At 70.3% G+C, this 25,591-nt stretch carries 22 protein-coding genes and 1 pseudogene; 10 read left to right on the top strand and 13 right to left on the bottom strand.

What is annotated here, in order from left to right; genetic code table 11:
- Position 1: 1 nt before the first annotated feature.
- Entirely contained in the window at positions 2 to 1,150 is a 1,149-nt protein-coding gene (locus tag ACFWDI_RS00910) for a lipid-transfer protein (protein ID WP_385300536.1), read from the bottom strand.
- A gap of 95 nt (positions 1,151 to 1,245) precedes the next feature.
- Between ACFWDI_RS00910 and ACFWDI_RS00915 the strand changes: the two genes are divergently transcribed.
- Positions 1,246 to 2,808, top strand: a complete 1,563-nt coding sequence (locus ACFWDI_RS00915; RefSeq protein WP_385300537.1) for a FadD3 family acyl-CoA ligase — start codon at positions 1,246 to 1,248, stop codon at positions 2,806 to 2,808.
- A gap of 106 nt (positions 2,809 to 2,914) precedes the next feature.
- Here the strand turns inward: ACFWDI_RS00915 and ACFWDI_RS00920 are convergent, their stop codons facing one another.
- From ACFWDI_RS00920 to ACFWDI_RS00930, 3 genes are all read right to left on the bottom strand, one after another.
- A complete protein-coding gene (locus tag ACFWDI_RS00920; RefSeq protein ID WP_327324297.1) occupies positions 2,915 to 3,184 on the bottom strand; it encodes a hypothetical protein in 270 nt (89 codons plus the stop codon).
- 215 nt (positions 3,185 to 3,399) lie between these two features.
- Positions 3,400 to 6,345: a BTAD domain-containing putative transcriptional regulator gene (locus tag ACFWDI_RS00925; RefSeq protein WP_385300539.1), complete on the bottom strand. Its 2,946-nt coding sequence runs from the start codon at positions 6,343 to 6,345 to the stop codon at positions 3,400 to 3,402.
- A 165-nt stretch (positions 6,346 to 6,510) separates the two neighbouring features.
- Positions 6,511 to 7,278: a polysaccharide deacetylase family protein gene (locus ACFWDI_RS00930; protein ID WP_385300541.1), complete on the bottom strand. Its 768-nt coding sequence runs from the start codon at positions 7,276 to 7,278 to the stop codon at positions 6,511 to 6,513.
- 193 nt (positions 7,279 to 7,471) lie between these two features.
- On the opposite strand from ACFWDI_RS00930, the gene ACFWDI_RS00935 reads away from it, so the two are divergent.
- The gene (locus ACFWDI_RS00935; RefSeq protein WP_385300542.1) at positions 7,472 to 8,692 is read left to right on the top strand and encodes an amidohydrolase family protein; all 1,221 of its coding nucleotides are present in this window, start codon (positions 7,472 to 7,474) and stop codon (positions 8,690 to 8,692) included.
- Between the two features lie 639 nt (positions 8,693 to 9,331).
- On the opposite strand, the gene ACFWDI_RS00940 is transcribed toward ACFWDI_RS00935, so the two are convergent.
- A complete protein-coding gene (locus ACFWDI_RS00940) occupies positions 9,332 to 10,306 on the bottom strand; it encodes a GNAT family N-acetyltransferase (RefSeq protein WP_385300543.1) in 975 nt (324 codons plus the stop codon).
- A 671-nt stretch (positions 10,307 to 10,977) separates the two neighbouring features.
- Here ACFWDI_RS00940 and ACFWDI_RS00945 point away from each other — a divergent pair.
- From ACFWDI_RS00945 to ACFWDI_RS00970, 6 genes and pseudogenes are all read left to right on the top strand, one after another.
- Complete coding sequence (locus tag ACFWDI_RS00945; RefSeq protein WP_327324293.1) at positions 10,978 to 11,391, top strand: PaaI family thioesterase; 414 nt, start codon at positions 10,978 to 10,980, stop codon at positions 11,389 to 11,391.
- 162 nt (positions 11,392 to 11,553) lie between these two features.
- The gene (locus ACFWDI_RS00950; RefSeq protein WP_385300831.1) at positions 11,554 to 12,459 is read left to right on the top strand and encodes an LLM class F420-dependent oxidoreductase; all 906 of its coding nucleotides are present in this window, start codon (positions 11,554 to 11,556) and stop codon (positions 12,457 to 12,459) included.
- Positions 12,460 to 12,469: 10 nt separating this feature from the next.
- Complete coding sequence (locus ACFWDI_RS00955; RefSeq protein ID WP_385300544.1) at positions 12,470 to 13,231, top strand: SDR family NAD(P)-dependent oxidoreductase; 762 nt, start codon at positions 12,470 to 12,472, stop codon at positions 13,229 to 13,231.
- A 98-nt stretch (positions 13,232 to 13,329) separates the two neighbouring features.
- Positions 13,330 to 14,451, top strand: coding sequence for an LLM class flavin-dependent oxidoreductase (locus ACFWDI_RS00960; protein WP_385300545.1), 1,122 nt, complete (start codon positions 13,330 to 13,332; stop codon positions 14,449 to 14,451).
- A gap of 241 nt (positions 14,452 to 14,692) precedes the next feature.
- A pseudogene (locus ACFWDI_RS00965) lies at positions 14,693 to 16,426 on the top strand (amidohydrolase family protein); the annotation flags it as partial.
- Between the two features lie 131 nt (positions 16,427 to 16,557).
- Complete coding sequence (locus tag ACFWDI_RS00970) at positions 16,558 to 18,009, top strand: aldehyde dehydrogenase family protein (RefSeq protein WP_385300546.1); 1,452 nt, start codon at positions 16,558 to 16,560, stop codon at positions 18,007 to 18,009.
- A 107-nt stretch (positions 18,010 to 18,116) separates the two neighbouring features.
- Here ACFWDI_RS00970 and ACFWDI_RS00975 read toward each other — a convergent pair whose 3' ends face one another.
- From ACFWDI_RS00975 to ACFWDI_RS00995, 5 genes are all read right to left on the bottom strand, one after another.
- The gene (locus ACFWDI_RS00975) at positions 18,117 to 18,596 is read right to left on the bottom strand and encodes a hypothetical protein (protein WP_385300547.1); all 480 of its coding nucleotides are present in this window, start codon (positions 18,594 to 18,596) and stop codon (positions 18,117 to 18,119) included.
- Positions 18,593 to 19,033, bottom strand: a complete 441-nt coding sequence (locus ACFWDI_RS00980) for a sigma-70 family RNA polymerase sigma factor (RefSeq protein WP_326655264.1) — start codon at positions 19,031 to 19,033, stop codon at positions 18,593 to 18,595. Before ACFWDI_RS00980 ends, ACFWDI_RS00975 begins: the two co-directional genes overlap by 4 nt.
- Before the next feature lie 49 nt (positions 19,034 to 19,082).
- On the bottom strand, positions 19,083 to 19,523 hold the full coding sequence (locus ACFWDI_RS00985; protein WP_385300548.1) for a DUF3995 domain-containing protein: 441 nt from the start codon (positions 19,521 to 19,523) through the stop codon (positions 19,083 to 19,085).
- Positions 19,524 to 19,604: 81 nt separating this feature from the next.
- Complete coding sequence (locus ACFWDI_RS00990) at positions 19,605 to 21,122, bottom strand: CehA/McbA family metallohydrolase (protein WP_385300549.1); 1,518 nt, start codon at positions 21,120 to 21,122, stop codon at positions 19,605 to 19,607.
- A gap of 142 nt (positions 21,123 to 21,264) precedes the next feature.
- Entirely contained in the window at positions 21,265 to 21,609 is a 345-nt protein-coding gene (locus ACFWDI_RS00995) for a hypothetical protein (protein ID WP_385300550.1), read from the bottom strand.
- 113 nt (positions 21,610 to 21,722) lie between these two features.
- Between ACFWDI_RS00995 and ACFWDI_RS01000 the strand changes: the two genes are divergently transcribed.
- Entirely contained in the window at positions 21,723 to 22,547 is an 825-nt protein-coding gene (locus ACFWDI_RS01000) for an LLM class F420-dependent oxidoreductase (RefSeq protein WP_385300552.1), read from the top strand.
- 200 nt (positions 22,548 to 22,747) lie between these two features.
- Here ACFWDI_RS01000 and ACFWDI_RS01005 read toward each other — a convergent pair whose 3' ends face one another.
- Both ACFWDI_RS01005 and ACFWDI_RS01010 read right to left on the bottom strand, forming a co-directional pair.
- Positions 22,748 to 22,942: a DUF397 domain-containing protein gene (locus tag ACFWDI_RS01005; RefSeq protein ID WP_385300553.1), complete on the bottom strand. Its 195-nt coding sequence runs from the start codon at positions 22,940 to 22,942 to the stop codon at positions 22,748 to 22,750.
- The gene (locus ACFWDI_RS01010) at positions 22,939 to 23,793 is read right to left on the bottom strand and encodes a helix-turn-helix domain-containing protein (RefSeq protein WP_385300555.1); all 855 of its coding nucleotides are present in this window, start codon (positions 23,791 to 23,793) and stop codon (positions 22,939 to 22,941) included. Before ACFWDI_RS01010 ends, ACFWDI_RS01005 begins: the two co-directional genes overlap by 4 nt.
- Before the next feature lie 123 nt (positions 23,794 to 23,916).
- On the opposite strand from ACFWDI_RS01010, the gene ACFWDI_RS01015 reads away from it, so the two are divergent.
- The gene (locus ACFWDI_RS01015; RefSeq protein ID WP_385300556.1) at positions 23,917 to 24,333 is read left to right on the top strand and encodes an ATP-binding protein; all 417 of its coding nucleotides are present in this window, start codon (positions 23,917 to 23,919) and stop codon (positions 24,331 to 24,333) included.
- A gap of 107 nt (positions 24,334 to 24,440) precedes the next feature.
- Here the strand turns inward: ACFWDI_RS01015 and ACFWDI_RS01020 are convergent, their stop codons facing one another.
- Complete coding sequence (locus ACFWDI_RS01020; RefSeq protein WP_385300557.1) at positions 24,441 to 24,884, bottom strand: hypothetical protein; 444 nt, start codon at positions 24,882 to 24,884, stop codon at positions 24,441 to 24,443.
- Positions 24,885 to 25,591 lie beyond the last annotated feature (707 nt).

A 25,591-nucleotide genomic window follows, 5' to 3' on the forward strand; every position in this document is an offset into this window, starting at 1 on the left:
CTCAACTCCTCAGCAGTACAGCCGAAGTGGGCACTCCCTCGCCCGCCGTGACCAGGCAGGTCGCGGCGTCCGGGACCTGCGCCGTGCTGGTGCCGCGCAGCTGCTTCACGCCCTCGGTGATGAGGTTGAAGCCGTGGACGTACGCCTCGCTCAGACCTCCGCCGCCGGTGTTGACCGGCAGCCGGCCGCCGATCTCCAGCGCGCCGCCCTCGGTGAAGGCCGCGCCCTCCCCCCGTCCGCAGAAGCCGTACCCCTCCAGCGAGAGCGGGACGAGCGGGGTGAACGCGTCGTAGATCTGCGCCACATCGACATCCTGCGGACCGAAGTCGGCGGTCTTCCACAGCTGCCTGGCGGCCGTCCAGGCGGGTCCGGTGAGCGGGTCGTCGTTCCAGTAGTTGACCATTCCGTGGTGCTGCGCGGGCAGGCCCTGGGCGGCGGAGTGGACGTACACCGGCTTCTGCCGGCAGTCGCGGGCCCGTTCGGCCGAGACGATCACGCAGGCCAACGCGCCGTCCGTCTCCAGGCAGTTGTCGAAGAGGCAGAGCGGCTCGCTGATCCAGCGGGCGGTCATATACATCTCGCGGGTCAGCGGCCGCTCGTACATGACGGCGGCGGGGTTCTGGTTGGCGCGGTTGCGGCAGGCGAGGGCGACATTGAAGAGATGGTCGCGGGTCGCGCCGTACTCGTGCATATATCTCCGCGCCAGCATGCCGATCTCGTCGGCGGGCCGCAGCAGACCGAAGGGACGGGTCCACTGGGCGGGTGTGGGGAGTTGAACTGCCGTGTTCTTCCAGGGCCTTGGGCCGCTGCCGCGTTTGCGGGAGCGCCAGGCGATGCCGACGCTCGCCTGGCCGGTGGCGATCGCGCCCGCGAGATGGGCGATGGTGGCGCAGGAACCACCGCCGCCGTAACCGGCCTTGGCGAAGAAGGTCACGTCCCCGGCGCCGATGGCCTTGGCGACCTCGACCTCGTCCGTCTCCTCCATCGTGTACGAGGCGAAGCCGTCGACCTCGGAAGGGTCGACACCGGCGTCGTCGAGCGCGGCGAGGACGGCGCGGCAGGCCAGGGTCTTCTCGGATTCGGGGAGTTGCCTGGCGAAGGGCGTCTGCCCGATGCCGACTATCGCCGCTGCGTCCTTGAGCGTCGCCACGGTGCGCCACCTCCGCGATCGTTCTCACTGCTGACAGCGCGTCAGGCTACAGCTAATCTGACGGATAGTCAGCTACTGCGGTGGGAGGGCTTGCGATGCGCGGCGACCTGGAGTGGGGCAGCATCCCGAGGCTGGTACGGAGCGCTGCCGAACGGTACGGGGAGCGGGAGGCCGTCGTCGAGGGCCGCGTCAGGGTCTCGTACGCCGAACTGGGCGAGCGCGTCGAGCGCGCCGCCGCCGCCTGCATGGCGTCCGGCGTCGAGCCGGGCGACCGGGTCGCGGTCTGGGCGCCCAACACCCTCGACTGGATCGTCTCGGCACTCGGCGCGGTGACGGCCGGTGCGGTGCTGGTGCCGCTCAACACCCGCTTCAAGGGCGGCGAGGCGGCGTACGTCCTCCAGCGCAGCCGCGCCAAACTCCTCTTCATCACCGGCACGTTCCTGGGCACCTCGTACGTCGCGTCCCTGCGCCGCGCGGAGGTGGACCTGCCGCATCTGGAGCAGGTGGTGGTGCTGGCGGACAGCGCACCCGAGGACTTCCGTGACTGGAAGGACTTCCTGGCGGGCGGCGACGCCATCGACGCCGCGGACGTCCGTGCCCGCGCCGACGCGATCGACTCGTCCGCGCCTTCCGACATCATCTTCACCTCGGGTACCACGGGCCGGCCCAAGGGCGCCGTCATCACTCATGCGCAGACGCTGCGCTGCTACGACGTCTGGAGCGAACTCGCCGGGCTGCGCGAAGGCGACCGCTATCTGATCGTGAACCCGTTCTTCCATACCTTCGGCTACAAAGCGGGCATCATCGCCTGCCTGACGCGGGGCGCGACGATGGTCCCGCAGCCGGTCTTCAACGTGGACACGGTCCTGGCCAATATCGCCTCCGAACGCATCTCCGTACTGCCTGGCCCCCCGACCCTCCACCAGTCCCTGCTCGACCACCCGGCCCGCGACCAGCACGACCTCAGCGCGCTGCGGCTCGTCGTCACCGGCGCGGCGGTCGTGCCGCTCCAGCTGGTCGAGCGGCTGCGCAGTGAGCTGCGTATCGCCACGGTCCTCACGGCGTACGGCCTCTCCGAGGCGAGCGGCATCGTCACCATGTGCCGCCGCGGCGACGCCCCGGAGACGATCGCGTCCACCTCGGGCCGCGCGATCCCCGGCACAGAGGTCCGCGTGCTGGCAGGCACCGGCGAACCGGGCGAGGTGCTGGTGCGTGGACACCATGTGATGCAGGGCTACTTCGAGGACCCGGAGGAGACGGCGAAGGCGATCACCGAGGACGGCTGGCTGCGCACGGGCGACGTCGGCGTCCTGGACGATGCGGGCAATCTCCGTATCACCGACCGGATCAAGGACATGTTCATCGTCGGCGGCTTCAACGCGTATCCGGCGGAGATCGAGCAACTGCTCGGCCTGCACCCGGATATCGCGGATGTCGCGGTGATCGGCGTACCCGACCCGCGGCTGGGCGAGGTGGGCAAGGCGTACGCGGTACGGCGCAGGGACTCGACACTGACGGCGGACGATCTCATCGCCTGGTCGCGACGGGAGATGGCGAACTACAAGGTGCCGAGGGAGGTCGAGTTCGTGAGCGAGCTGCCCAGGAACGCGAGCGGGAAGGTGCTGAAGACGGAACTGCGGTCGCGCGAGCGCGTCTGACCGTCCGGCCGGCGAGCACCTCGGCGGCCGGGCACCGGACATGCCGCAGCCGCGGCGGCTCCCCCTCCGCGCCGCCGCGGCCGCACCCCGTCCAGTGAAGTCCGGGTCAGATCTTGGGCGGGGCCGGCGTGTGGTGGTCGCCCATCGTGGTGATGCCGTCCACGGGCGGGGCCGGCGTGTGGTGGTCTCCCAGCGTCGTGACGCCGTCCGCGGGCGGGACCGGAGTGTGGTGGTCGCCCATCGTGGTGGCGGTGTCCTTCGGCGGTGCGGGCGTGTGGTGGTCACCCTGCACGATGGCGGCGCCCTGCGGCGGGGCCGGCGTGTGGTGGTCGCCCAGTGTGGTGATCTCTTCCGGCTTCTTCTCGGTGTTGCTCATCTTTCTGTCCCCCATGGGATTGCCCGACGTTACCGAAGGTGGCCTTCTGCCCGGAGGCTCCCCCGAGGGTCGCCGGACAGAAGGCCAGGGGGACCGCTCGCCCCCACGCGGAGGTGTAGGTCCCGGGATCCGCCTGCCCCCCGACGCGACGGATCGAATGCACTGAGCATGTCGGATGAGCATAAACGTTCAATGAACGCCCTGGCGGGGGGCCCTCACGCTGCGCTGAGAGGGGCAAGAAGCCCGCGTACTTCCTCCACTTCCGCGGCACCCGACTGCTCGTGGAGGGACAATGCCTCGCGCCAGCAGGCACGCGCGCGGTCCGCTTGGCCGAGGCTGTCCAGCGCCCTGCCCAGCGTAATCAGTACGTTGCCCCGGGTCCGGTCGCCGCCGATGCAGCCGATGGCGAGCGCCTGCTCGGCATGCTGGGCGGCTTGTGCGGGGCGGCGGGCCGTGAGGTGCGCCTGGGCGATACGGAAGTGTGTCGTTCCCTCCCACAGACGCTGCCGGTTCGTCTCGAACCGCTCCAGCGCTTCGAGAAGCTCCTCCAACGCCTCGGTGTGGCGCCCCGCATGGGTGAGCGCGACCCCCAGGGCGTAGCGGGCATTGGCCAGCCGCAGGGTGTGCCCGATGCGGTCGTAGATCTCGACCCCTTGCTCGGCGAGCGTGATGGCTTGCGAGGTACGGCCCATGGACAGGTGGATGCGCGAGAGATTGCACAGGGCGCTGGCCTCGCCCGGGCGGTTCTCGTCGGCACGGGAGCCCTCCGTCGCCCGGCGAAGGTGCTCCTCGGCCTCGGCGTGCCGCCCCTGGTTGAAGGCGATGATGCCGCGGTCGTTGTCCGACCAGTAGACCGGAGCGGGGTCTTGGGCGGACTTCGCGAGGACCGCAGCCTGCTTGGCCTCCTCGTCGGCTTCCTCGTAACGGCCCGCCACCATGTGCACGTTGGTCAGCGAGGTCCGCGCCCGCGCTTCGGTACGGACGTCGCCGGCGGCACGGGCCGAGTCGAGTGCCGAAAGGGCCACGGTCTCGTACAGCTTGGAGTTGGCGCCGGACTCAGCCAGATCCTGTGCCGCCCACAGCAGGTCCACGGCGAGGCGCAGCCGCTTACCGCTCGATGCCTGTCGTGCGCTCGCAAGCAGGCAGTTCGCCTCCGCGTACAGCCAGTCCTGCGCGTCGTGCCCGTTGGTGAAGACCAGGCCCTCGTACTCCGTACGCTCCAGGTGGCCCACCAGCCGGTCGCCCGGACGCTCTATCGCGAACACCCGTGCCGCCGTCGACAGATAGAAGTCCAGCAGCCGGGACAGCGCCGACTCCCGCTCCTCGGGCGGCTCTTCGTCCCGCTCGGCGCATGCACGCGCGTAGAGCCGTACGAGGTCGTGGTAGCGGTACCTGCCCGGCGCCGCCGACTCCAGCAGCGAGGTGTCGACGAGGGCCTCCAGCAGGTCTTCCGTCACCTGGGGCGGGAGGTTGAGCACCGCCGCGGCCGCGGCGAGCGAGATGTCCGGGCCGTCGGCGAGGCCGAGGAGGCGGAAGGCGCGGGCCTGGGCCGGCTCCAGCTGGCCGTAGCCCAGTTCGAAGGTGGCCTTGACCGCGAGGTCGCCCGCCTGCAGTTCGTCCAGGCGGCGGCGTTCGTCGGCGAGTTTCGCGGCCAGCACCGAGACCGTCCAGGTACGGCGGGCCGCGAGGCGCGAGGCCGCGATACGGATCGCGAGCGGCAGGAACCCGCACGCGGCGACCACATCGAGCGCCGCCTCACGCTCGGAGGTGACCCGCTCCTCACCCACGATCTTGGTGAAGAGCTGCAGGGCCTCCTCCGGCGACATCACATCCAGGTCGACGAGGTGTGCCCCGGCCAGGTCCACCATCCGGACCCGGCTGGTGACCAGCGCCGCGCAGCCCGCCGTGCCGGGCAGCAGCGGACGGATCTGGGCGGCGTCCCGCGCGTTGTCGAGGAGGAGCAGGACGCGCAGGCCGTCCAGCGTCGAGCGGTAGAGCGCGGCCCGCTCGTCCAGCGAGTCCGGAATGGCGGAGTCCGCGGTGCCGAGGGCCCGCAGGAACGCGCCCAGGACCGTCTCCGGATCGGCGGCGCGATTGCCGGCGCCCTGCAGGTCGACGTACAGCTGGCCGTCCGGGAAGTGCGGGCGGGCCTCATGGGCCACATGGACCGCGAGAGTCGTCTTGCCGACGCCGCCTATGCCCGCGAGCGCCGAGACGGCCATGACGGAGCCCTCGGCGGTGGCCAGCTGGTCGCCCAGTTCGCGCACGAAGGAGGCACGTCCGGTGAAGTCCGGCACTGTGGCGGGAAGTTGCGCGGGCCGGGCGACATGCGGGGCCCGGGCCGGCTCCTCGCTCGGCCGGGCCAGTTCCGCGTCGGCCTGCAGAATGCGCTGCTGGAGCTTGGCGAGCTCCGGGCGCGGGTCGACGCCCAGTTCCTCGGCGAGCAGCCGGCGGGTGTCGGCGTACACGGCCAGCGCCTCGGCCTGGCGTCCGCTGCGGTACAGCGCCAGCATCAGCAGCTCGCGCAGCCGCTCCCGCAGCGGATGTGCCGCGGTGAGCGCGGTCAGCTCCGACACCGCCTCCGCATGGGCGCCGACCTCCAGGCAGAGGTCGAGCCGGGTCTCGAGGAGCTGAAGCCGCCACTCCTCCAGCCGGGCCCGCTGGTTCTCGGCGTACGGCCCCGGCACATTGGCCAGCGGCTCGCCGTCCCACAGGCCCAGCGACTTGTCCACCAGTGCGCGGGCCTGGTTGCGGTCCCCGGCCGCGCGCGCCTTGTCCGCCTCCGCCGCCAACTCCTGTGCCACCACGAGGTCGAGGGCCTCGCCCCTGACCCGTATCGCATAGCCGCCCGACTCGCTGACCAGCGCGTCCGCGGACAGCACCTTGCGCAGGCGCGAGGCGTACGTCCGTACCGCCGCGAGCGCCTGCGAAGGAGGGTCCTCGCCCCAGATCGCGTCGATCAGCTCGGAAGCGGTCGCGGTGCGGCCGTCTCGCAGCAACAGCGCGGCCAGCAGGGCGCGCTGCTGCGGCGAACCGGACGGCAGAGCCTCCCCGCCGCGCCAGGCACGCACCGGGCCGAGCACGCTGAAGCGCAGGTCAATGATGCTGCTCTGCATCGGAGTCCGCTGCTCCGGTACGCGTGGCCCGCTGTCACGGTCCATAGCTGCTCCCTGCCCCCGTACTGCCGGAATCGCCCTCGACAGTCTGCCCTGTGCATGGTGGCCCCGTCAGCAGCGGGGCACCTCCACATCGCCCCTGCCCGCGTCGGCTTGTGCGCTAACCCTCTGTTGCCGATCTCCGTCCGTGATCTCTGCCGGAAGCTCCCGTCACGGGCGGTACACCTCTCCCGGGTTGGCCTTGCCGGGCGCGAGCAGCTCGGGCACGGTGACGAAGGTGTAGCCGCGCCTCTTCAGCTCGTCGATGATGCCGGGCACGGCGGGCACGGTTCCGTCGTAGATGTCGTGCAGCAGGATGATGCCGTCGCGCCCCGCCTGGTCGAGTATCCGGCTCTTGATGAGCTCGGAGTCGGTGGTGGAGAAGTCCTTGGCGGTGGCGCTCCACAGGATCTGGGCGAGGCCGAGCTCCCGGCTGACCTTGGTGACGTCGTCGCTGGTACGGCCCTGCGGCGGGCGCATCAGAGTGGGCCTGCGGCCGGTGATCCTGGCGATGGCCTCCTGCGTACGGGAGAGCTCTTCGCGTATCTCGTCGGCGCCCAGTTCGTCGAGCCGACGGTGCGACCAGGTGTGATTGGCCACCTCATGCCCCTCGTCGGCCATTCGGCGTACGACGTCGGGGTGCTTGAGCACATGGTTCTTGCCGAGCAGGAAGAAGGTTGCGTGAACCTTCTTCTCCTTCAGGGTGTCGAGGAGTCGGGCCGTGTCCTTGCCGGGCCCGGCGTCGAAGGTCAGGGCTATGCACGTGGCCTTTCCGCAGTCGACGCCCCCGGCGGACAGCGGCTTGGCGTCCGAGGCCGCGTGGTTCCTGGCGGCGCCCGGTGAGGTGGTCTCCATCGAACAGCCGCCGAGTGTCAGCGCCAGGGCGGCGACTGCGAGCGCGGCGGCGGTGACCTTCGCTTTCGTCCTTTTTCCGGGCATGGCGAATATCCCCCTCGGTGGATGGCGGGCACACGGAATACGGCGCTCTGCCGTTGACCGGCCGCGCACGCCATCGCACTATACACACGATGTATAGACGGGGTTTATAGTGAACCGCGGGCGCTCGTCCGGGAGGTTTTCCGCGCCGCCCCGCTAGCTGACGGCTCGTCAGATTGGCGCTACCGTGGGGCGCATGGAGACCTTCCCGAAGATCATCTCGGTGGACGACCACACGGTTGAGCCCCCCAACGTCTGGCGGGACCGGCTCCCGTCGAAGTACCAGGACATCGGCCCGCGCATCGTCCGGGCGCCACTGAAGGAAATGACGTTCCTGGGCGGCAGGTTCGCCCCGGTGATGGGGGCGAAGGGCGACGACGGGCCGATCGGCGACTGGTGGGTCTACGAGGATCTGCACCGGCCGCTGACCCGCCTCGACACGGCGGTCGGCTACGACCGCGACGAGATCAAACTCGAGGTCATCACGTACGAGCAGATGCGGCCCGGCTCGTTCGGCGTGCCGGAGCGCCTCGCCGACATGGACGTCAACCACGTCCAGTCGGCGCTCTGCTTCCCGACCTTCCCGCGCTTCTGCGGCCAGACCTTCACCGAGGCGAAGGACCGCGAACTGGGGCTGCTCGGGGTGCGGGCGTACAACGACTGGATGGTGGAGGAGTGGTGCGGCCCCGAGGCGCGCGGGCGTCTGATTCCGCTGACCCTGATCCCGCTGTGGGACGCGGAGTTGGCGGCGGAGGAGGTCCGGCGCAATGCGGCGCGGGGCGTGCGGGCGGTGGCCTTCTCGGAGATACCTCCGTACCTCGGGCTGCCGTCGGTGCACACGGACGAATGGGACCCGTTCCTGCGGGCGTGCGACGAGACGGGGACGGTGATCGCGATGCACATCGGCTCGTCGTCGAGGATGCCGTCGACGTCCGCCGATGCGCCGCCCGCCGTCGGATCGACGATCACCTTCGCCAACTGCTGCTTCTCGATGGTCGACTGGCTGATGAGCGGCAAGTTCGAACGCTTCCCGGCTCTGAAGATCATGTACGCGGAGGGTCAGATCGGCTGGATCCCGTACATCCTGGAGCGCGCGGATGTGGTCTGGGCGGAGAACCGCGGGTGGGGCGGGGTGGCGGACAAGGTGCTGCGGCCGCCGTCGGAGCTGTTCGCGGAGCATGTGTACGGGTGCTTCTTCGATGACGCGTTCGGGCTGAAGAACCTGGACGCGATCGGAGTGGGGAACGTGCTGTACGAGACGGACTATCCGCACTCGGACTCGACGTGGCCGAAGTCGAAGGAGGTCGGGGAGAGCCAGATGGGCCACTTGGCGCCGGATGTGGTGGACCGGATAGTGCGCGGCAACGCGATTGAGCTGCTGGGCCTGACACCGGAGGGCCTGTGGTTGGGCGGGTAGCGCGGGGTCTTGTGGCCCGGGCCCGTGCCTCCGGCGGGGTGCGGGTGCTTGTGGCCCGGGCCTGGGGTGCGGGTTGCCTCCGGCGGGGGCGTCCGGTCTTGTCGGGTGCGGGTTGCCTCCGGCGGGGTGCGGGTGCTTGTTGCCCGGGCCTGGGGCGTCCGGTCTTGTCGGGTGCGGGCTCCGGTGCCCCTCCGGGCTCGACTCCTCGGGGTCGGCGGCGTACAGGGTCTTGGTGCGTGACCCCGGTTTTGCCGCCAATCCCCTGCGGGGACGACCCTGCACGGCACCTCCCCACCCGAACGACACGGGTGCGGCCCGCCGCGTGCTCGCAGTTCGCGGTTCGCGGTTCGCGGTTCGCGGTTCGCGGTTCGCGGTTCGCGGTTCGCCGGAGGAAACCACCCACGGACAGCAACCGACAACGCCCCCGGCCCACCCCGACCGCATGACCGAGCAACTACTGACCTTCAAAGCGTGGTGTCGTAGGGGCTGACGTCTCGTGGTCCCTGCGGTATGCCGACTGCATGAGGTATGCGCAAGGGGGCGGGCTGACCGACGAACGGCGTGCTTTCCGCGAGCAGTTGCGGTTGGAGGCGGCCTGACGGCATCGGGTCTTCCCCGAAGCCGAGTATGGCGGTGGACTCAGCGCCAGTCGTCGATCACGTAGGCGTCTGGGTGGCTGTAGCCAGGTTCGTTGGGCTTGTGCATGGTCACGCCTTGCAGCCAGGTACGGAAGCCGCGGTCGACCATGCGCCGGTAGGCATCCTGGCGGGCCAGGTTCATTCCGGCGTCCAGTTGCCCCAGTCCCTTCTCGGTGGCCAGCTGCTCGCACGCATTCAGCAGTCGTTCGAACCGGTCCGCGGCGTCCGGGCCAGGGCGTACGGCGCCGAATTTGACGAAGCACACGTCCTCACCGGCCTCCGACCCCGCTCCGCAGTGGCAGACAGCCAGACCGTCGAGGTCGGAGTCGGCGCCCTCGAGGAGGATGGTGTCACCGAGCCCCTGCGCCTGTGTGGCCATGATCTCGCGCTCCAAGCTCAGGCCCTCGTACACGGCCCCCGTCAGTGCGCGACTGAGGCTCAGTGCGTCGGGCCGCTCAGCGGCGGTCAGCTCCCCGTACAGCACTCGGCCGGGGACTGCGGCACTGACGGCGACCTGTTTCTTCATGATGGCTGTAAGGAATCGGGGCCAGAAACCGTACCGGCGGTAGAGCTCGAGGTGCTTGGGACTGTGCGAGAAGGTGAACAGGCCGAGGTGGCGGTTCTCCCAGGTGTCGAAGCAGGCCATGACCGGTTCCATGAGGCGCCTGCCGATGCCCTGGTCCCACAGATCCGGACGTACGGTCAGCGGGCCGAAGAACCCGACGCTGCCCCAGTTGGCGGCGAAGTTCGATCCGACGACCTCGCCCTCGACGGTCGCTGCGAAGGCCGCGTGTGGATCTGCCGCCCAGCGGGTGCGGACATAGTCGGCGGTCCCGAAGAACGTCTCCGGCTCAGGGGCCCCGAGGAAGGTCCCGAAGGCGACCCTGAAGATCTCGTCGGCCCGATCCAGGTCCGGCTCAAGCAGCGGGCGGACCGACACCGAGGCGGCGACACTCGTTCGCTTCGCTGCGGGCATGATCGCTCTCCTTTCCGCCCCCAGTTCCATCGCACCACGGACGTGGGCCGCGGGCGAAGCGACAGGTCCGGCGGTACCTCAAGGATCGAGCGGCCGCGTTCCCCGACGACCGGGCGGCCGTCTTCCTGCCGATCGACGACCCGCTGGGCCCCGGTCCGCCGGGGGCCTCCGAGGAGCCGGAGGAGCGCCGCCTGTGCCTGCTCCACCGCCTCGCCCCGCCATGGTTGTCACCGCCGTCGACAAGTTCGCCCAGCGAACTATTGGAGCCCGCCATGGCTACAGCAACGGGGGCGACACTGCACGCCCCCTCCCCACCCGGACGGCACGGGTGCGGTCCGCCGGGGTTGACCAGCGGCCCGGGGCCCGCCGCGGGGGTACAGCGGTTCGCCGGAGGAAACCACCCACCGGACAGCAACCGACAACGCCCCCGGCCCACGCTCACCACATGACCGAGCAACTGGCGAAGCTGCCGCTCAGGGGCGTGGGGGCGCCAGCCCCCACGTACCCCTTCCCCGGCAGGGGGTCTGGGGGCGCAGCCCCCGGTTTCGGGAAGGGGCGGGATAGGGGAATCACCCCCGGTGACCCCGCACCGCTCGGCCCACCTCCGCCACATGACCGGGCAACTGAGGCCGACGCTCGCCACATGACTGGGTGCGCGGCACTATCGGGGGATGACGCTCACCCCCGCTCAAGCCGACAAGATCCTTGCCGACAACTTCGCCCCCTGGGTGCTCGACCTCGGGCTCTCCGTCGTCGAGGCCGGTGAACGGCATGCGATCCTCCGCCTCCCCTGGAGCGATCGCCTCGCCCGTGAAGGCGGCGCTCTCTCCGGGCAGGCGCTCATGGCGGCGGCCGACACCGCCACCGTCGTCGCCGTCGCCTCCGCCCTCGGCGGCTTCGCGCCGATGACGACCGTCCAGCAGTCCAGCACCTTCCAGCGCGCGATCACCGGCACGGACGTCCTGATCGACGTCAGGATCACCAAGCTCGGCCGGCGCATGGCGTTCGCGGACGTCACCATGACCGCCGACGGCTCGCAGGACGTCGCCGCGCGGGCCTCCACCGTGTACGCCCTGCTCGGCTGAGGCGACGCCCCCCGGCAGCGAGCCACACTCGCGTCACCGCACCCCTTGTCTGATGAACCGTCAGGTATGACGATGACCCCGTCCCGATAGTTGACGAAGCGTCAGATCAGGTGAGGAGGCGGCGCCGTGCACGTACTGCCCGAGGGGCGGCTGTCGTACGGGATGCAGCTCCCGATCCAGTCGCAGAGCACCATCTACGCGGAGCCGTGGGAGACCGGCGCCGGAGCCGAGGATCTTGCCGAGATCGCCAGGGTCGCCGACCGGGCCGGGTTCGCGTATCTCGCGAGCTGTGACCATGTCGCGATCCCGCGCCGGCTCGCCGGTGCCATGTCCACCGTCTGGTACGACCCCGTCGCCACGCTCTCCTACCTCGCGGGGATCACCGAGCGTGTGCTGCTGCTCAGTCATGTGGCCGTCGTCGGGCTGCGGCACCCGCTCCTGAGCGCCAAGCAGTACGCGACCCTGGACCATCTCTCCGGCGGACGGCTGATCCTCGGGGTCGGGGCCGGGCATGTGCAGGAGGAGTTCGAGGCGCTCGGCGTGGACTTCGCCGCGCGGGGGCCCGTACTCGACGAGACCATCGACGCGCTCAGGGCGGCGCTCGGCCCGGAGGAGTACCCCGAGTTCACCGGCGAGCGGTTCTCCTTCAGCGGGCTCGGGCAGCGGCCCAGGCCCGTTCAGCGGCGGATACCCATCTGGGTGGGCGGCTCCTCGCCCGCCGCCGTGCGCCGGGCCGCCGTACGGGGTGACGGCTGGCTGCCCCAGGGCGACCCGCGCGGCAAACTCCCCGCCCAGATCGCCAGGTTGAGGACGCTGCGCGAGGAAGCAGGCGTCACCGATCCCATCGAGATCGGCGCCATCACCGAGCCGCTGTACGTGGGCGAGCCGGACTGGGACACCGGCCGGCGGACCCTGAACGGAAAGCCCGACGCGCTCGCCGAGTCGCTGCGCGCCTACGCCGCGATGGGCGTGCACCAGATCCAGGTCCGGTTCCGCAGCCGGAGCCGCACCGAACTCACCGATCAGATGGCGGCCTTCGCCGCCGACGTTGCTCCGCACCTGAACTGAGGAGAGTGGGATGGGAAAGCTCGACGGACGCGTCGTCCTCATCACGGGCGCGGCGCGCGGGCAGGGCGAGCAGGAGGCGCGGCTCTTCGTGGCGGAGGGCGCGAAGGTGGTGCTCGCAGATGTGCTGGACGACCAGGGCGAGGCTCTCGCCAAGGAGCTGGGTGAGGGCACGGCCGCGTACGTCCATCTGGATGTGAGCCGGGAGACCGACTGGACCGCCGCCGTGGCCGCGGCGAAGGACGCGTTCGGGAAGATCGACGGGCTGGTCAACAACGCGGGGATCCTGCGCTTCAACGAGCTGGTCTCCACGCCGCTGGAGGAGTTCCAGCAGATCATCCAGGTCAATCAGATCGGCTGCTTCCTCGGCATACGTAACGTCGCGCCCGAGATCGAGGCGGCCGGCGGCGGGACGATCGTCAACACAGCCTCGTACACGGCCCTGACGGGCATGGCCGGCGTGGGTGCGTACGCCGCGACCAAGCACGCGATCCTCGGCCTGACCCGGGTCGCCGCGCTGGAGCTGGCCGCCAGGAAGATCCGCGTCAACGCGGTCTGCCCGGGTGCGGTGGACACGCCGATGAGCAACCCGGGCGGCGTGGACCCGGCGGCGGTCGGCGAGCTGTACCGGAAGCTTGTGCCGCTCGGCCGGGTCGGGGAGCCGGAGGAGGTGGCGAAGCTGGTGCTCTTCCTGAGCAGTGAGGACTCCTCGTACATCACCGGGCAGCCGTTCGTCATCGACGGCGGCTGGCTCGCCGGAGTGAGCCTTTTCTGACTGGACGTCAGGTATTGACGCCTCGCGCAGGCGGTGGAACAGTCGACCGCATCGGGATCTGACGGTACGTCAGAAAGTAAAAGGGACGGTGAACCCCTTTGGAATTCGGGCTCTTTGTACAGGGATACGTCGGCAAGCGCGCCGAGACCGACCCGCTCGCGGAGCACAACGTGCTGATGGAGGAGACCGAGTACGTCATCCAGGCGGACAAGTCCGGCTTCAAGTACGCCTGGGCCTCCGAGCACCACTTCCTGGAGGAGTACTCGCATCTGTCGGCGAACGATGTGTACCTCGGGTACCTCGCACACGCGACGGACCGGATCCATCTGGGCTCGGGCATCTTCAACCCGCTGGCGCCCGTGAACCACCCTGTGAAGGTCGCGGAGAAGGTCGCCATGCTCGACCATCTCTCGGAAGGACGCTTCGAGTTCGGGTCGGGCCGTGGCGCCGGCAGCCACGAGATTCTCGGCTTCATGCCCGGCATCACCGATATGAACCACACCAAAGAACTCTGGGAAGAGACCATCGCAGAATTCCCCAAGATGTGGCTCCAGGAGGAGTACGTCGGCTTCCAGGGCAAGCACTGGTCGCTGCCGCCGCGGAAGATTCTGCCGAAGCCGTACGGGAAGTCCCACCCGGCGATGTGGTACGCGGCCGGCTCCCCGTCCTCGTACGCCATGGCGGGCAAGAAGGGCCTCGGCGTCCTGGGCTTCAGCGTGCAGAAGGTCTCCGACATGGAGTGGGTCGTCGAGTCGTACAAGACGGCCGTCAAGGAGGCGAAGGCGATCGGCGACTTCGTCAACGACAACGTGATGGTGACGTCGACGGCGATCTGCGCCGAGACGCACGACAAGGCCGTCGAGACAGCCGTCGGCGGCGGACTGAACTATCTGCAGTCGTTGCTCTTCCGCTACCACGACACCTTCCCGCGGCCCGAGGGCATCCCCGAGTGGCCGGAGCTGCTGCCCGAGTACAGCGCGGAGATCATCGAGCTGCTCATCGCGGAGGAGCTGATGATCTGCGGCGACCCGGGCGAGGTGCTGCAGCAGTGCAAGCGCTGGGAGCAGGCGGGCGCGGACCAGCTCTCCTTCGGGCTCCCGATCGGGATCTCGTACGAGGACACCATCAACACGATCAAGCTGATCGGTGAACATGTGATCCCGCAGATCGACACGGACCCGGTGCATCGGACGACCCGCTTCCGCCAGGCGGCGGGCTGATCGCCGGCGGAAACTTCAGCCCCGCCGGCGATTGAGGCGCGGGGGTCCGGGGGCGGAGCCCCCGGTTACGGGAAGGGGCGGGTAGGGGAAAACCCCCCGCCCCCACAGAACGGCGGCGGCCTCCCGGACCGCCGTCCCCGGGTTCCGGCCGGGTGCCCGTCGGCAGCGGCCTGCCGCACGCGCCCCGGCCGGAGCCATGAAACGACCGACAACGACCAACCCCGCGCTGGAGGGACCCGTCATGCTCGACCACCTCATTCGCTCGGCGACCGTCGTGGACGGGACCGGCGCGCCCGCGTACCTCGCCGACGTCGGGATACGGGACGGGCGCATCGCCCTCATCGCCGAACCCGGGACCGTCGCCGAGGAGGCCAGGACGAGCGAGGACGCGTCGGGGCTCGTCCTCACCCCCGGCTTCGTCGACCCGCACACGCACTACGACGCCCAGCTCTTCTGGGACCCGTTCGCCACCCCCTCCATGAACCACGGAGTGACGACCGTCGCCGGCGGCAACTGCGGCTTCACCCTCGCCCCGCTCAACCCCGACCGTCCCGAGGACGCCGACTACACCCGCCGCATGATGTCCAAGGTGGAGGGCATGTCGCTGGTCGCGTTGGAGGAGGGCGCGCCGTGGAGCTGGCACACCTTCGGCGAGTATCTGGACGCCCTGGAAGGCCGGATCGCCGTCAACGCGGGCTTCATGGTGGGCCATTGCGCGCTGCGCCGGCATGTCATGGGCCCCGACGCGGTCGGCGGGCAACCCACGCCCGAGCAGCTCGACGACATGATCAGGCTCTTCCACGACGCGATGGACGCGGGGGCGTGGGGACTCTCCACCACCCAGTCCTCCACCCACTCCGACGGCGACGGAAAGCCGGTCGCATCCCGCCACGCGAAGCCCGAGGAGCTCCTCGCCCTCTCGCGGGCCGTCGCCGAACACGAAGGCACCCAGCTCGAAGCGATTGTCGCGGGCTGCCTGGACCAGTTCGCCGACGAGGAGATCGACCTGTTCGTCGAGATGAGCGCCGCGGCCGGACGGCCGCTGAACTGGAATGTGCTGACCATCGACGCGTCCGTGCCCGAGCGCGTGCCGCGCCAGCTCGAGGCGAGTGAGCGGGCGAGGAAGTCCGGTGGCCGCATCGTCGCGCTGACCATGCCGATCCTCACGCCGATGAACATGTCGCTGGGCACCTTCTGCGCACTGAACCTCATCCCCGGCTGGGGCGAGATTCTCTCCCTCCCCGTCCCCGAGCGGATCGCGAAACTCCGCGACGCGGACGTACGCGCCGAAATGCTGCGCCACGCCGACTCCAAGGAGGCCGGAGTCTTCCGTCGGCTCGCGAACTTCGGCCGCTATGTCATAGGCGACACATACTCCAAGGAGAACGAGGGCCTGAGTGGGCGCGTCGTGAAGGACATCGCCGCCGAGCGCGGCCAGGACGCCTTCCACTGCCTGGTCGAGATCTGCGCCAACGACGGGCTGCGTACGGTCCTTTGGCCGATGCCCACCGACAACGACCCCGACTCCTGGGACCTGCGCCGGCAGACCTGGCAGCACGAGGACGTCATGCTCGGCGGCTCCGACGCGGGCGCGCACCTGGACCGGATGTGCGGAGCGCCGTACACGACCCGCTTCATCGGCGACTGTCTGCGCGGCCGGAAACTCGTCGGCCTCGAGGAGGCCGTGAAGATGCTGACCGACGACCCGGCACAACTCTTCGGTCTGCGCGAACGCGGCCGTGTCCAGGAGGGCTGGCACGCCGACCTCGTCCTCTTCGACCCGGAACGGATCGAGGCGGGCCCGGCCACGCTCGTACACGACCTGCCCGGCGACAGCCCGCGCCTGGACGCGAAGGCCATCGGCATCGTGTCGGTGCGCGTCAACGGCGTCGAGACGATACGGGACGACGAGGTGACGGGCGCGGTACCGGGCGCGGTGCTCAGGTCCGGCCGTGACACGAGCACCGTGAGTACGCTGCATCTTCCCCAGGGACAACCGCCAAACCCCCGGCCGGAAAGCAGGCCGCAGGGGACAGCCGATGCGTCAGGGCAGGGCGAACTCCAGTGACGGCGGGGCGGGGTGGGCCCGAGCCGGTGCGGCAAGCGGTGCGGCAGAAGCTGTTCATCGGCGGGGAGTGGGTCGAGCCGGACGGCGGCCACTACGAGGTCGTCAACCCGGCCACCGAGGAGGTCGTCGGGTTCGCGCCCGAGGCGAGCCGCGAGCAGGTGTACGCGGCGGCCGCCGCCGCCCGCGAGGCCTTCACCGCCTGGTCGCGTACGAAACCGCAGGAGCGCGCCCGGATCCTGGACGCCGCCGCCGATGTCATCCAGCGCGAGGCCGAGCCGTACGCCCGCCTCGCCCAGGCCGAGAGCGGCGCGACGACCGCGACGGCGCGCGGCATGCAGGTCGCCGTCGGCGCGGCCCGCTTCCGGCGGTACGCGAAGGGCGCGCTGGAGCCCGTGGAGGAGGGGCTGCCCCCGCAGATCAACGCCGCGGGACCGATGGGGAAGGCGGGCGTCTTCGGGGCGCTCGCCGTACGCCGCCCGGTCGGCGTCGTCACCTGCATCACCTCGTACAACAACCCCTGGGCCAACCCGGCCGGCAAGGTCGCTCCCGCGCTCGCCATGGGCAACACGGTGGTCGTGAAGCCCGCCCCGCAGGACCCCCTGTCCGTCTACAGGATGGCCGAGGCCCTGGCGGAGGCGGGCGCGCCGCCCGGTGTCGTGAACGTGGTGACCGGCTCCGCACCGGCCGTCGGCGAGGCCGCCGTCGACTCCCCGGACGTCGACATGGTCAGCTTCACCGGCTCGACGGCGGTCGGACAGCGCATCGCGGAAGTCTGCGGCCGCGGGATGAAGCGGCAGCTCATGGAGCTGGGCGGCAAGGGCGCGGCGCTCGTCTTCGACGACGCGGACGTGGACTTGGCGGTGATGGGCATCGGCACGACGTTCTCCTTCTACAGCGGCCAGATCTGTACGGCGCCGACGCGGGTGATCGCGCAGCGCGGGATCCACGACCTCCTGGTCGAGAAGCTGACCGGCTGTCTGCCCCGTATGAGGGTCGGCGATCCGGCGGCGCAGGGCACGGTGGTCGGCCCGGTGATCTCGGCGGCCCACCGCGACCGGGTCGAGTCGTACGTCGAACTGGGCAGGAAGGAAGGCGCTCGGCTGGTTGCGGGCGGCGAGCGACCTGCGTACGACAAGGGTTTCTATGTCGCCCCGACGCTGTTCGCGGACTGCACGAACGACATGCGAGTGGTGCGGGAGGAGATCTTCGGCCCGGTGGTCGTCGTGGTCCCCTTCGACGACGAGGACGAGGGCATCGCGCTGGCGAACGACAGCGACTACGGCCTGATCGACTATGTCTGGTCGGGGGACGTGGCGCGGGCGTTCCGGGTGGCGGGAGAGCTGCGGGCGGGCGGGGTCGGGGTGAACACCATCGGCCGGAACATGGAGGCGCCGTTCGGAGGGTTCAAGAAGAGCGGGGTCGGGCGGGATGTGGGCTCGTACGCGCTGCAGGCGTACAGCGAGCTGCAGGCGGTGGTGTGGCCGGGCTGAGGCTCGACGCCGGCCCCGCGCGCCGCGACACGCCTCGTGATCAGACCCCGTTGGCAGTCCGGGGTCTGGCGGTTGCCCGCGGCGGGCGCCCACGGCAGCCGACCGCCTCACCCCGTTCGCGCCGCCGCCACCCGCCTCTCGAGCCGTCCCAGCACCCTGCGCCCCGCGCGCCCCACCCCCACCGGGATCAGCGCCGCGCGTCCCGGGATGCGGATGCCGCCCGTGAAAGCCACCCGGGTGCGGCCCTCGCCGCAGGGGATCGCCGCCACTCCCATCAGGATGAAGCGGCTCTGGAGCCAGACCCAGCCCGGGCGCAGTACGCCGTCGAAGCGGGCCCGCATGCCGAAGCGGCTCCGCGCAACCGCCTCCACGCGGTCGCCGTCGATACGGGTCACCCGCAGGCGGCGCATGTCGGGGACCAGGTGGGCGAGTTCGCCGTCCAGGTCGGCGAGGAGCGGCCAGACCTCGGCGTAGTCCGCCTCGATCTCGCGCTCGGTGATCGTGGCGCCGGGGACGCCGGCGGCCAGTGCGTACAGCCGCCGCACCGGGTCGAGGCCCGCGGCGGGCGGCCAGTTGACGGTTGTCACGATGACCACGCCTTCCTGAAGGAGTCCCGGGCCCGGTGCAGCCGTGACTTGACGGTGCCGACGCGGAGGCCGAGCAGTTCGGCCGCGGACTGTTCGTCGAGGCCCTCGATGTCCCGCAGGACGAGGACCGCCCGGTGTTCGGGCGAGAGCCGGGTCAGTACGTCCCCGATGTCCGCGGCGAGTTGAGGATCGCCCCGCTGGGGGAGGGTGGTGAGATCGGCCGGTACTGAACGGGCGGACCTGCGGGCGACCCGGACCGCCTCCCGGCAGGCGATCGCCCGTACCCATCCGTAGAGCGCCGCCGGTTCCTTCAGGGAACGCAGCCCTCGGAAGACGGCGACCAGCGTCTCCTGGACGGCGTCCGGGCCGTCGGCGAGCGCGATCGGGGTGCAGATGCGGCCCGCGTACGGGGTGAGGACATCGAGGAGGTCGTTCATCGCGATGGTGTCGCCGCGTTGCGCGGCCCGCACCAGCCGCTGGACGTCGTCACTCACTCCGCTCCCTCGCCACCCGCAGTGCCGCGGCCGCCAGAGCCAGGCACAGCGGAGTGTAGAGCGCCAGGTTCAGCCAGTAGAAGGTGGATCCGGCGCCGTCGTCGAGGCCCGCCCGTACCCCGAAGGCCCAGGCCAGACCGACCAGCCCACGCAGTGCCGTACCGCAGGCAACGGCAACGGTGGCCGCCTGGAGCAGTCGCCCCCGGCGCCGGGCGCACGCGGTCACCAGGCCCGCCGCAGTGAACAGCAGCGCGGCGAGCGGCAGGAGCACGGGCGGGGTGAACGGCACATCGGCGCCGAGCACCGCGTACGACAGGGCCTTCGGGTCGTCGGCCGGCCAGTGGCTGCCGGTCGCCCAGAACACGTGCAACAGCCCGTCGGCGGTCAGTACGCCCGCCACAGCCCGGGCGGCGGCACGCCGGTTCGTTTCCATGAGGACCTCCTCGGTGAGCGGATACGTCACCCCACAGAGGAGCCGAACCGGCGATTCGTTCCGACGAGTTCGCGAAACGGGTCAGGCGCCGAGGAACACCGGGTTGGTGAACGCCGCCAACGGCCCCGGCAGCCCCGGGATCACCACCGCGTGCCGGACCTCCGCCCGTACATACGCCGCGTACGCCGCCGTCGTGTGCCACTCCACCGTGCCCGCCCCCGTCGCCGGGAGTGCCGCCGTGTGCAGCACACCCTGGTCGGTGACGAAGCGGACCGAGCAGCTCGGGGCGCCGCCGACCTCCAGGCGCAGGGTCACCGCGTCGTCGGCGTCGACGTGCAGCCGTTCGCCGATGCCCGCATGGCGGCCGCGGCCGCCCGCCGCCGAGAAGGAGAGCGACACCGCCTTCGACTCGGCGACATAGCTGCGCCCGGCCCGGATGCCGTCGAGGATCGCCTCGCGCGTCAGGTCGTCCGCGAGGACCACGGTCTGCGGAGTGCCGACGGGGTCCGGGTCGCGGTGCGCGTCGCTGTTGCCCATCGCCGGGGTCCAGCGCCGTCCTGAGCGTACGGACGCGACCAGCGTGTTGTCCCAGGACTGCAGCGAGACCTCGTCGTCGGGCGTGTACGCGCCGTTCCACACCTCCACCGCGTCCGCCTCTCCGAAGCCGAACTTCCAGTTGCAGCCGATGCAGGTGGCGTGCGGATGGGCCGGCACGACCAGGCCGCCGGAGCGCCTGATCTCGCGCGCGTAGTGGCCGAAGCGGTTGTCGCGGGCCCGGTAGCGCCAGTCGATGAAGGTGCCGGGGTCGGTGCCGAGCGCGACGACGTGGCCGTTGCGCGTGGTGACCTCCTCGCCGGTGAGGATCAGCAGGTCGTCGCCCGCCTGGTCGGCCCAGTGGGCGTGCGCGGAGTGCGTGTTGTGCTCGGAGGTGTTGATGAAGTCGAGCCCGGCGGCACGGGCGAGCGCCGCGATCTCGGCGGGAGTGCGCTTGCCGTCCGAGTACCAGGAGTGCAGATGGCAGTCACCGCGGTACCAGGCGCGGCCGCGGCCCTTGGCCCGCTCCGGCGGATAGACCGGCTCGGGGGTCTTGCCGGGCGCGCCGTACCGGAGCGTGATGGTGACTTCGTACGCGAGACCCTGCGGCGAGACGGTGTACGGGCCCAGCGCGATGTTCCAGGTGCCTGCGCGTACCGGGCCCGGGATGTAGCCCGGCGTCGCCTCGTCCGCGCGGATGAAGAACTCCGTGCGCGCGCCGCCCGACCAGCCGCGGAAGCCGTCTCCGCCCAGCTCCGTGCCGCGCTCGTCGAAGATGCCGATGTCGAGGGCGTTGCCCTGCGTGCCGGGCGGAACGACGGGCCGCTCGTAGGTGTACGCCACGTGGATCTCGCGTACGCCCTTCGGGATCTCGACCGGGAGATACACGAAGTCGGGGGAGCCGGGCGGCAGCGTGCCGCGCACGACCTGGCTGGGTTCGCTGTTGGTCTGTCCACCGTTGTTCGGCGCGGCGTTCGCGAAGCTCACAGTGCCCAACGTAAGCGCCGCAGCGGCTCCCGTCACGAGCAGTCCGCGTCTGTCCATCGCGTGTTCGTCGTTGCACATGCCGTCGGCTCCCCAGGGGTGGTGAGAGGGACAGGAGTGATGTACTCGAACCCTGGTATTGAGCCGTGAACTGCTGGGCAAGGGAAGGGGCGTGCCGGGTTGCTCCTGGCTTTCAAGTGGGATTTCCGGCCACCGTTACGGCTCAGGCGTCACTCCGGTTGCGCCGCATCAGCAGCAGCACGATGATCACGAGCACCGCGAGGCCGAGGATCAGACCGATGATCAGCCCGGCGGAGAGGCCGCTCTTCTTCTTTTTCTTCTTCTTGCTCTTCTTGCCGGCCGTGCTCAGGGTGCTCACGGTCGTCGACGCCTTGGCGACGGACGACCCGGCCCCGGGCGCGGCGGCGGTCTTCTGAACGGTTTTCTGCACGGTCGTCTGCGCGGCGACGGCCGCGGTGGGCGCGTAGGCCGCCGACGCGGCGGGCGCGCCCGCGAACAGTGCCCCGGACAGCACAAGTGCGGTGGTGGCGATGCGGATACGCATCATGATGTGTTTTCTCCCCGTGGTTGCTGTCGTTGCTTAGGTTGCCGAGCTCTCGGCATGTGGCACCGTACGGCATACGTTTGGGCCGCCACCACAGACGATGACGGAGGTTCCGTATGCGGATCTCGACCACGATCTTCCTCACGGACGAGACGATCACGCCCGTGCGGCTCGCGCGCGAGCTGGAGGAGCGCGGATTCGGCGGGCTCTATCTGCCGGAACACACCCATATCCCGGTGGAGCGCGCGACCCCGTACCCGGCGGGTGGCGAGCTGCCGCCGGAGTACGGCCGCACCCTCGACCCGTTTGTCGCACTCGGCCAGGCCGCGGCGGTCACGTCGCGGCTCGGCCTCGGCACGGGCATCACGCTCGTCGCCCAGCACGACCCGATCGACCTGGCCAAGCAGATCGCGACCCTCGACCATCTGTCGGGCGGCCGGTTCACGCTCGGCCTCGGCTACGGCTGGAACAAGGAGGAGGCCGCGGACCACGGCGTGGAGTGGACGAAGCGGCGCGAGCTGGTCCGGGACCGGATGGCACTGATGCGGGCGCTGTGGGCGCCGGAACCGACCCCGTACAAGGGCGAGTTCGGTTCCGTGAGGGCCTCCTACGCCTACCCCAAGCCGGTGAGCGGCCCGCGCACGCTCATCGGGGGAGCGGCCGGCCCGAAGCTCTTCTCGCACATCGTGGAGTACGCGGACGGCTGGCTCCCGATCGGCGGCCGGGGCCTTGCGGAGTCGGTCCCGATGCTTCGGGAGGCCTGGTCGGCCGCGGGCCGCGACCCGGAGAGCTTGCAGGTGGTGCCGTACGCGGTCCTGCCGACGCCCGGGAAGATGGCGCACTACGTGGAGTTGGGCGTGGAGGAGGTCGTGCTGCAGCTGCCGCCGGCGGGTGAGCCGGAGGTGCTGAGGGTGCTGGACGAGTACGCGCAGTACCTGTAGCCCCCGGGCGCACCGGGAGCGCCGGGCGCACCGGGTGCCTGCACGGTGGGCGCGCCGGTGCGGGGCCCGTCGGCGGGGAGCAGGGCGGCGGCGGGCACGGCGGCGACGGTCAGCAGGGCGATGGCGATCAGTCGTAATGTGGTCACGTGGCCCGAGCTTGCCGACAGGTCGTCGCCGAATCAGTCAGACACGCGGGGACCTCAGCCGGTCGGGTGTCGCTGCGCGTACGAGACGAAGGCGGACCAGGTGGCTGGGGCGACGGCGAGTTGGGGACCTTCGGTGACCTTGGAGTCCCGGATATGGATGGCTGAGGGGCAGGCGGCGACCTCGACGCATGTGCCACCTTCGGCACCGCTGTAGCTGCTCTTGAACCAGTGGAGTTGCTCGGTGCTCATCGTTCTCCCAGCATCTTCTCGATGAAAGCCAGTGACTCCCGGGGCGTGAGAGCCTGCGCCCGGATAATCCCATAGCGTTCGGTGAAGACATGGACCACCTCCGGATCGGTGATCAACCTGGGGTGTCCGTAGATCTCCATGTACGCAACCTGCTGTCGTCCCTTGGGAGTCAGTAGGGTGAACGCGCCGTCCATCGCTGAGTGTTCCTCGCGATCAGTCGGCATCACCTGGAGCTCTACAGTCCGCATACGTCCGATGCGCAATAGCTTTCGCAACTGGTGGGCGTGGACCGTCCGTCCACCGAGCGGCCGTTGCAGCATGGCTTCTTCGAGCACATAGCTGGAGGTCGGTGCAGGCCAGCGCTCGAAGATCTGCTGACGGGCCAGTCGGTCCGTCACTCGCTTTTCGATGGTCGCCTCGTCCAGCAGAGGCCGCCGTTGAGTGAAGAGCGCCCGTGCGTACTCCTCGGTCTGCAGGAGCCCAGGCACCGCTTGGTTGCTGTACTCGTGCAGCGCGACGGCCTCTGCCTCGGCCTTCGCGAAGTCCCGGAACCAATCCGGATGCCGCGTCCGCGCCTTCGTCTGTGCCTCTCGTACGTCCTCCACCGCGGCCTTCAGCACGCCTCCGGCTGCCAGCAACTCATCAGCCCGCACCAGAAAGTCGGGCTGCGGTGTCCGTACGCCCCGTTCCATCGCGGAAATCAGGTCCTCCCCGCAGTGCGCCGCCACCCCCAGCTCCCGCTGGCTCATCGAGACGTTCTCCCGCAGGACCTTGATCTGCTTGCCGAGAGCGCTGAAGAGATGCGCCGTTCCGTCCACTTCAGCCGGCCGCTCCGGCCGTTCTTCCGTCATGCCGTACCGCCTTCTCGGTCACGGCCGACGCCCCGTACAGCCCGCCGTCCGTACCCGTACAGTTACCCAGCGTCGCGATCTCGCTCCTGGTCAGGGTACGGCGAACCGACCACGCTCAGTGACATGAAAGCCGAAACAGCCGCCCCCGCCGCCGAGTTCACGCAGCGCTTCAGCGCCACGCGCCGGGGCGCCCGCCTGGCCCGCCACCTCGCGGTCCACCAACTCGACGGCTGGGGCATCCCGTACGGGAGCGACCTCTCCGACTCGGCCGCGCTGATCGTCGCGGAACTCGCGGCGAACGCGGTCACCCATGCCCGCGTCCCGGGCCGTGACTTCGAGTTGCGCCTTACGCTCTGCCCGACGACGCTCCGCATCGAGGTTTCGGACGCCCGCGCAGACCGCGAACCGGCCCCGAGGCCCCCGACCCCCGACTCGGAGACGGGCCGCGGCCTGCTGCTGGTCGAGGCACTCGCCACGACGTGGGGCACGGCCGACCGTGTCGTCGGCAAGACAATCTGGGCGGAACTGGCGCTGCCGTGAGACGACTTGACGATGTTTCGTTTGTGGCCGAGCCGCGAGGCTCAGCGAGACGGCCTGCCGGACAAACCGGCAGGCCGTCACAGAATCCACCGGACCGAGGGCGCTGTCTACGGCGCCAGCCACTCCGCCTGGAGCTGCGGAGCGAGGGGAGGGGCCCCCACAGACAAGGCGTTGTTTCCAGTGTTCTGGAAGACAGCGAGGGAGATCCTGTCACCGACATTCAGCGGAACAATCACGGATGCCTCCTGCGAAATCAGTCCGAATTGCGACGTAATTAGGGTGTCCTGCAGGTCGAGGGCGACGTTGTTGCCGTTGACTCGGATGCGTAGTTGACGATTCTGGTTCGGAATCGGAACGAAGATGTTCCATTCCAGCCTTGACTTGAGGAGGTAGCGCCCAGGCGTGTTGACCACCAAAGTGTCGGACGGGTTATCGAACATCGCGTTCGTGTCGTAGATGGCGGCGTCGAAAGCGATCTGAGTGACGACGCCGGACGCGATGGTCTGGCCGGTGGTGGATGTGACACCCACGCCGACATTCGGTGTGGGCACGGCAGGTCCCGTGGGCCCGGTCGCCCCTGTCGGTCCGGTCGCACCGGTGGCGCCAGGCCCGCCCGGCGTACCCGGCACACCCTGCGTGCCGGTCGGTCCGGTCGGTCCTGTCGGACCGGTGGCACCTGGTCCGCCGGGCGTACCCGGCACACCCTGCGGGCCCGTCGGTCCGGTCGTTCCCGTCCCGGTCGGTCCGGTCGGGCCGGTGGCGCCAGGTCCGCCGGGCGTACCTGGGTCACCCTGCGGGCCGGTCGGACCGGTTGGGCCGGTCGTTCCCGTCCCGGTCGGTCCGGTCGGGCCGGTGGCGCCAGGTCCGCCGGGCGTGCCTGGGTCACCCTGCGGGCCCGTCGGACCGGTTGTACCCGTTCCCGGTGCACCGGTCGGTCCGGTCGGGCCGGTGGCACCTGGTCCGCCGGGCGTGCCTGGGTCCCCCTGTGTGCCGGTCGGTCCGGTTGGGCCGGTCGTTCCCGTCCCGGTCGGTCCGGTCGGGCCGGTGGCGCCAGGTCCGCCGGGCGTGCCTGGGTCACCCTGCGGGCCGGTCGGTCCGGTTGGGCCGGTCGTTCCCGTCCCGGTCGGTCCGGTCGGGCCGGTGGCGCCAGGTCCGCCGGGCGTGCCTGGGTCCCCCTGTGTGCCGGTCGGTCCGGTTGGGCCGGTCGTTCCCGTCCCGGTCGGTCCGGTCGGGCCGGTCGTGCCCGTTCCCGGTGCAC

This window comes from Streptomyces sp. NPDC060064, from assembly GCF_042736455.1.
Taxonomy (GTDB): domain Bacteria; phylum Actinomycetota; class Actinomycetes; order Streptomycetales; family Streptomycetaceae; genus Streptomyces.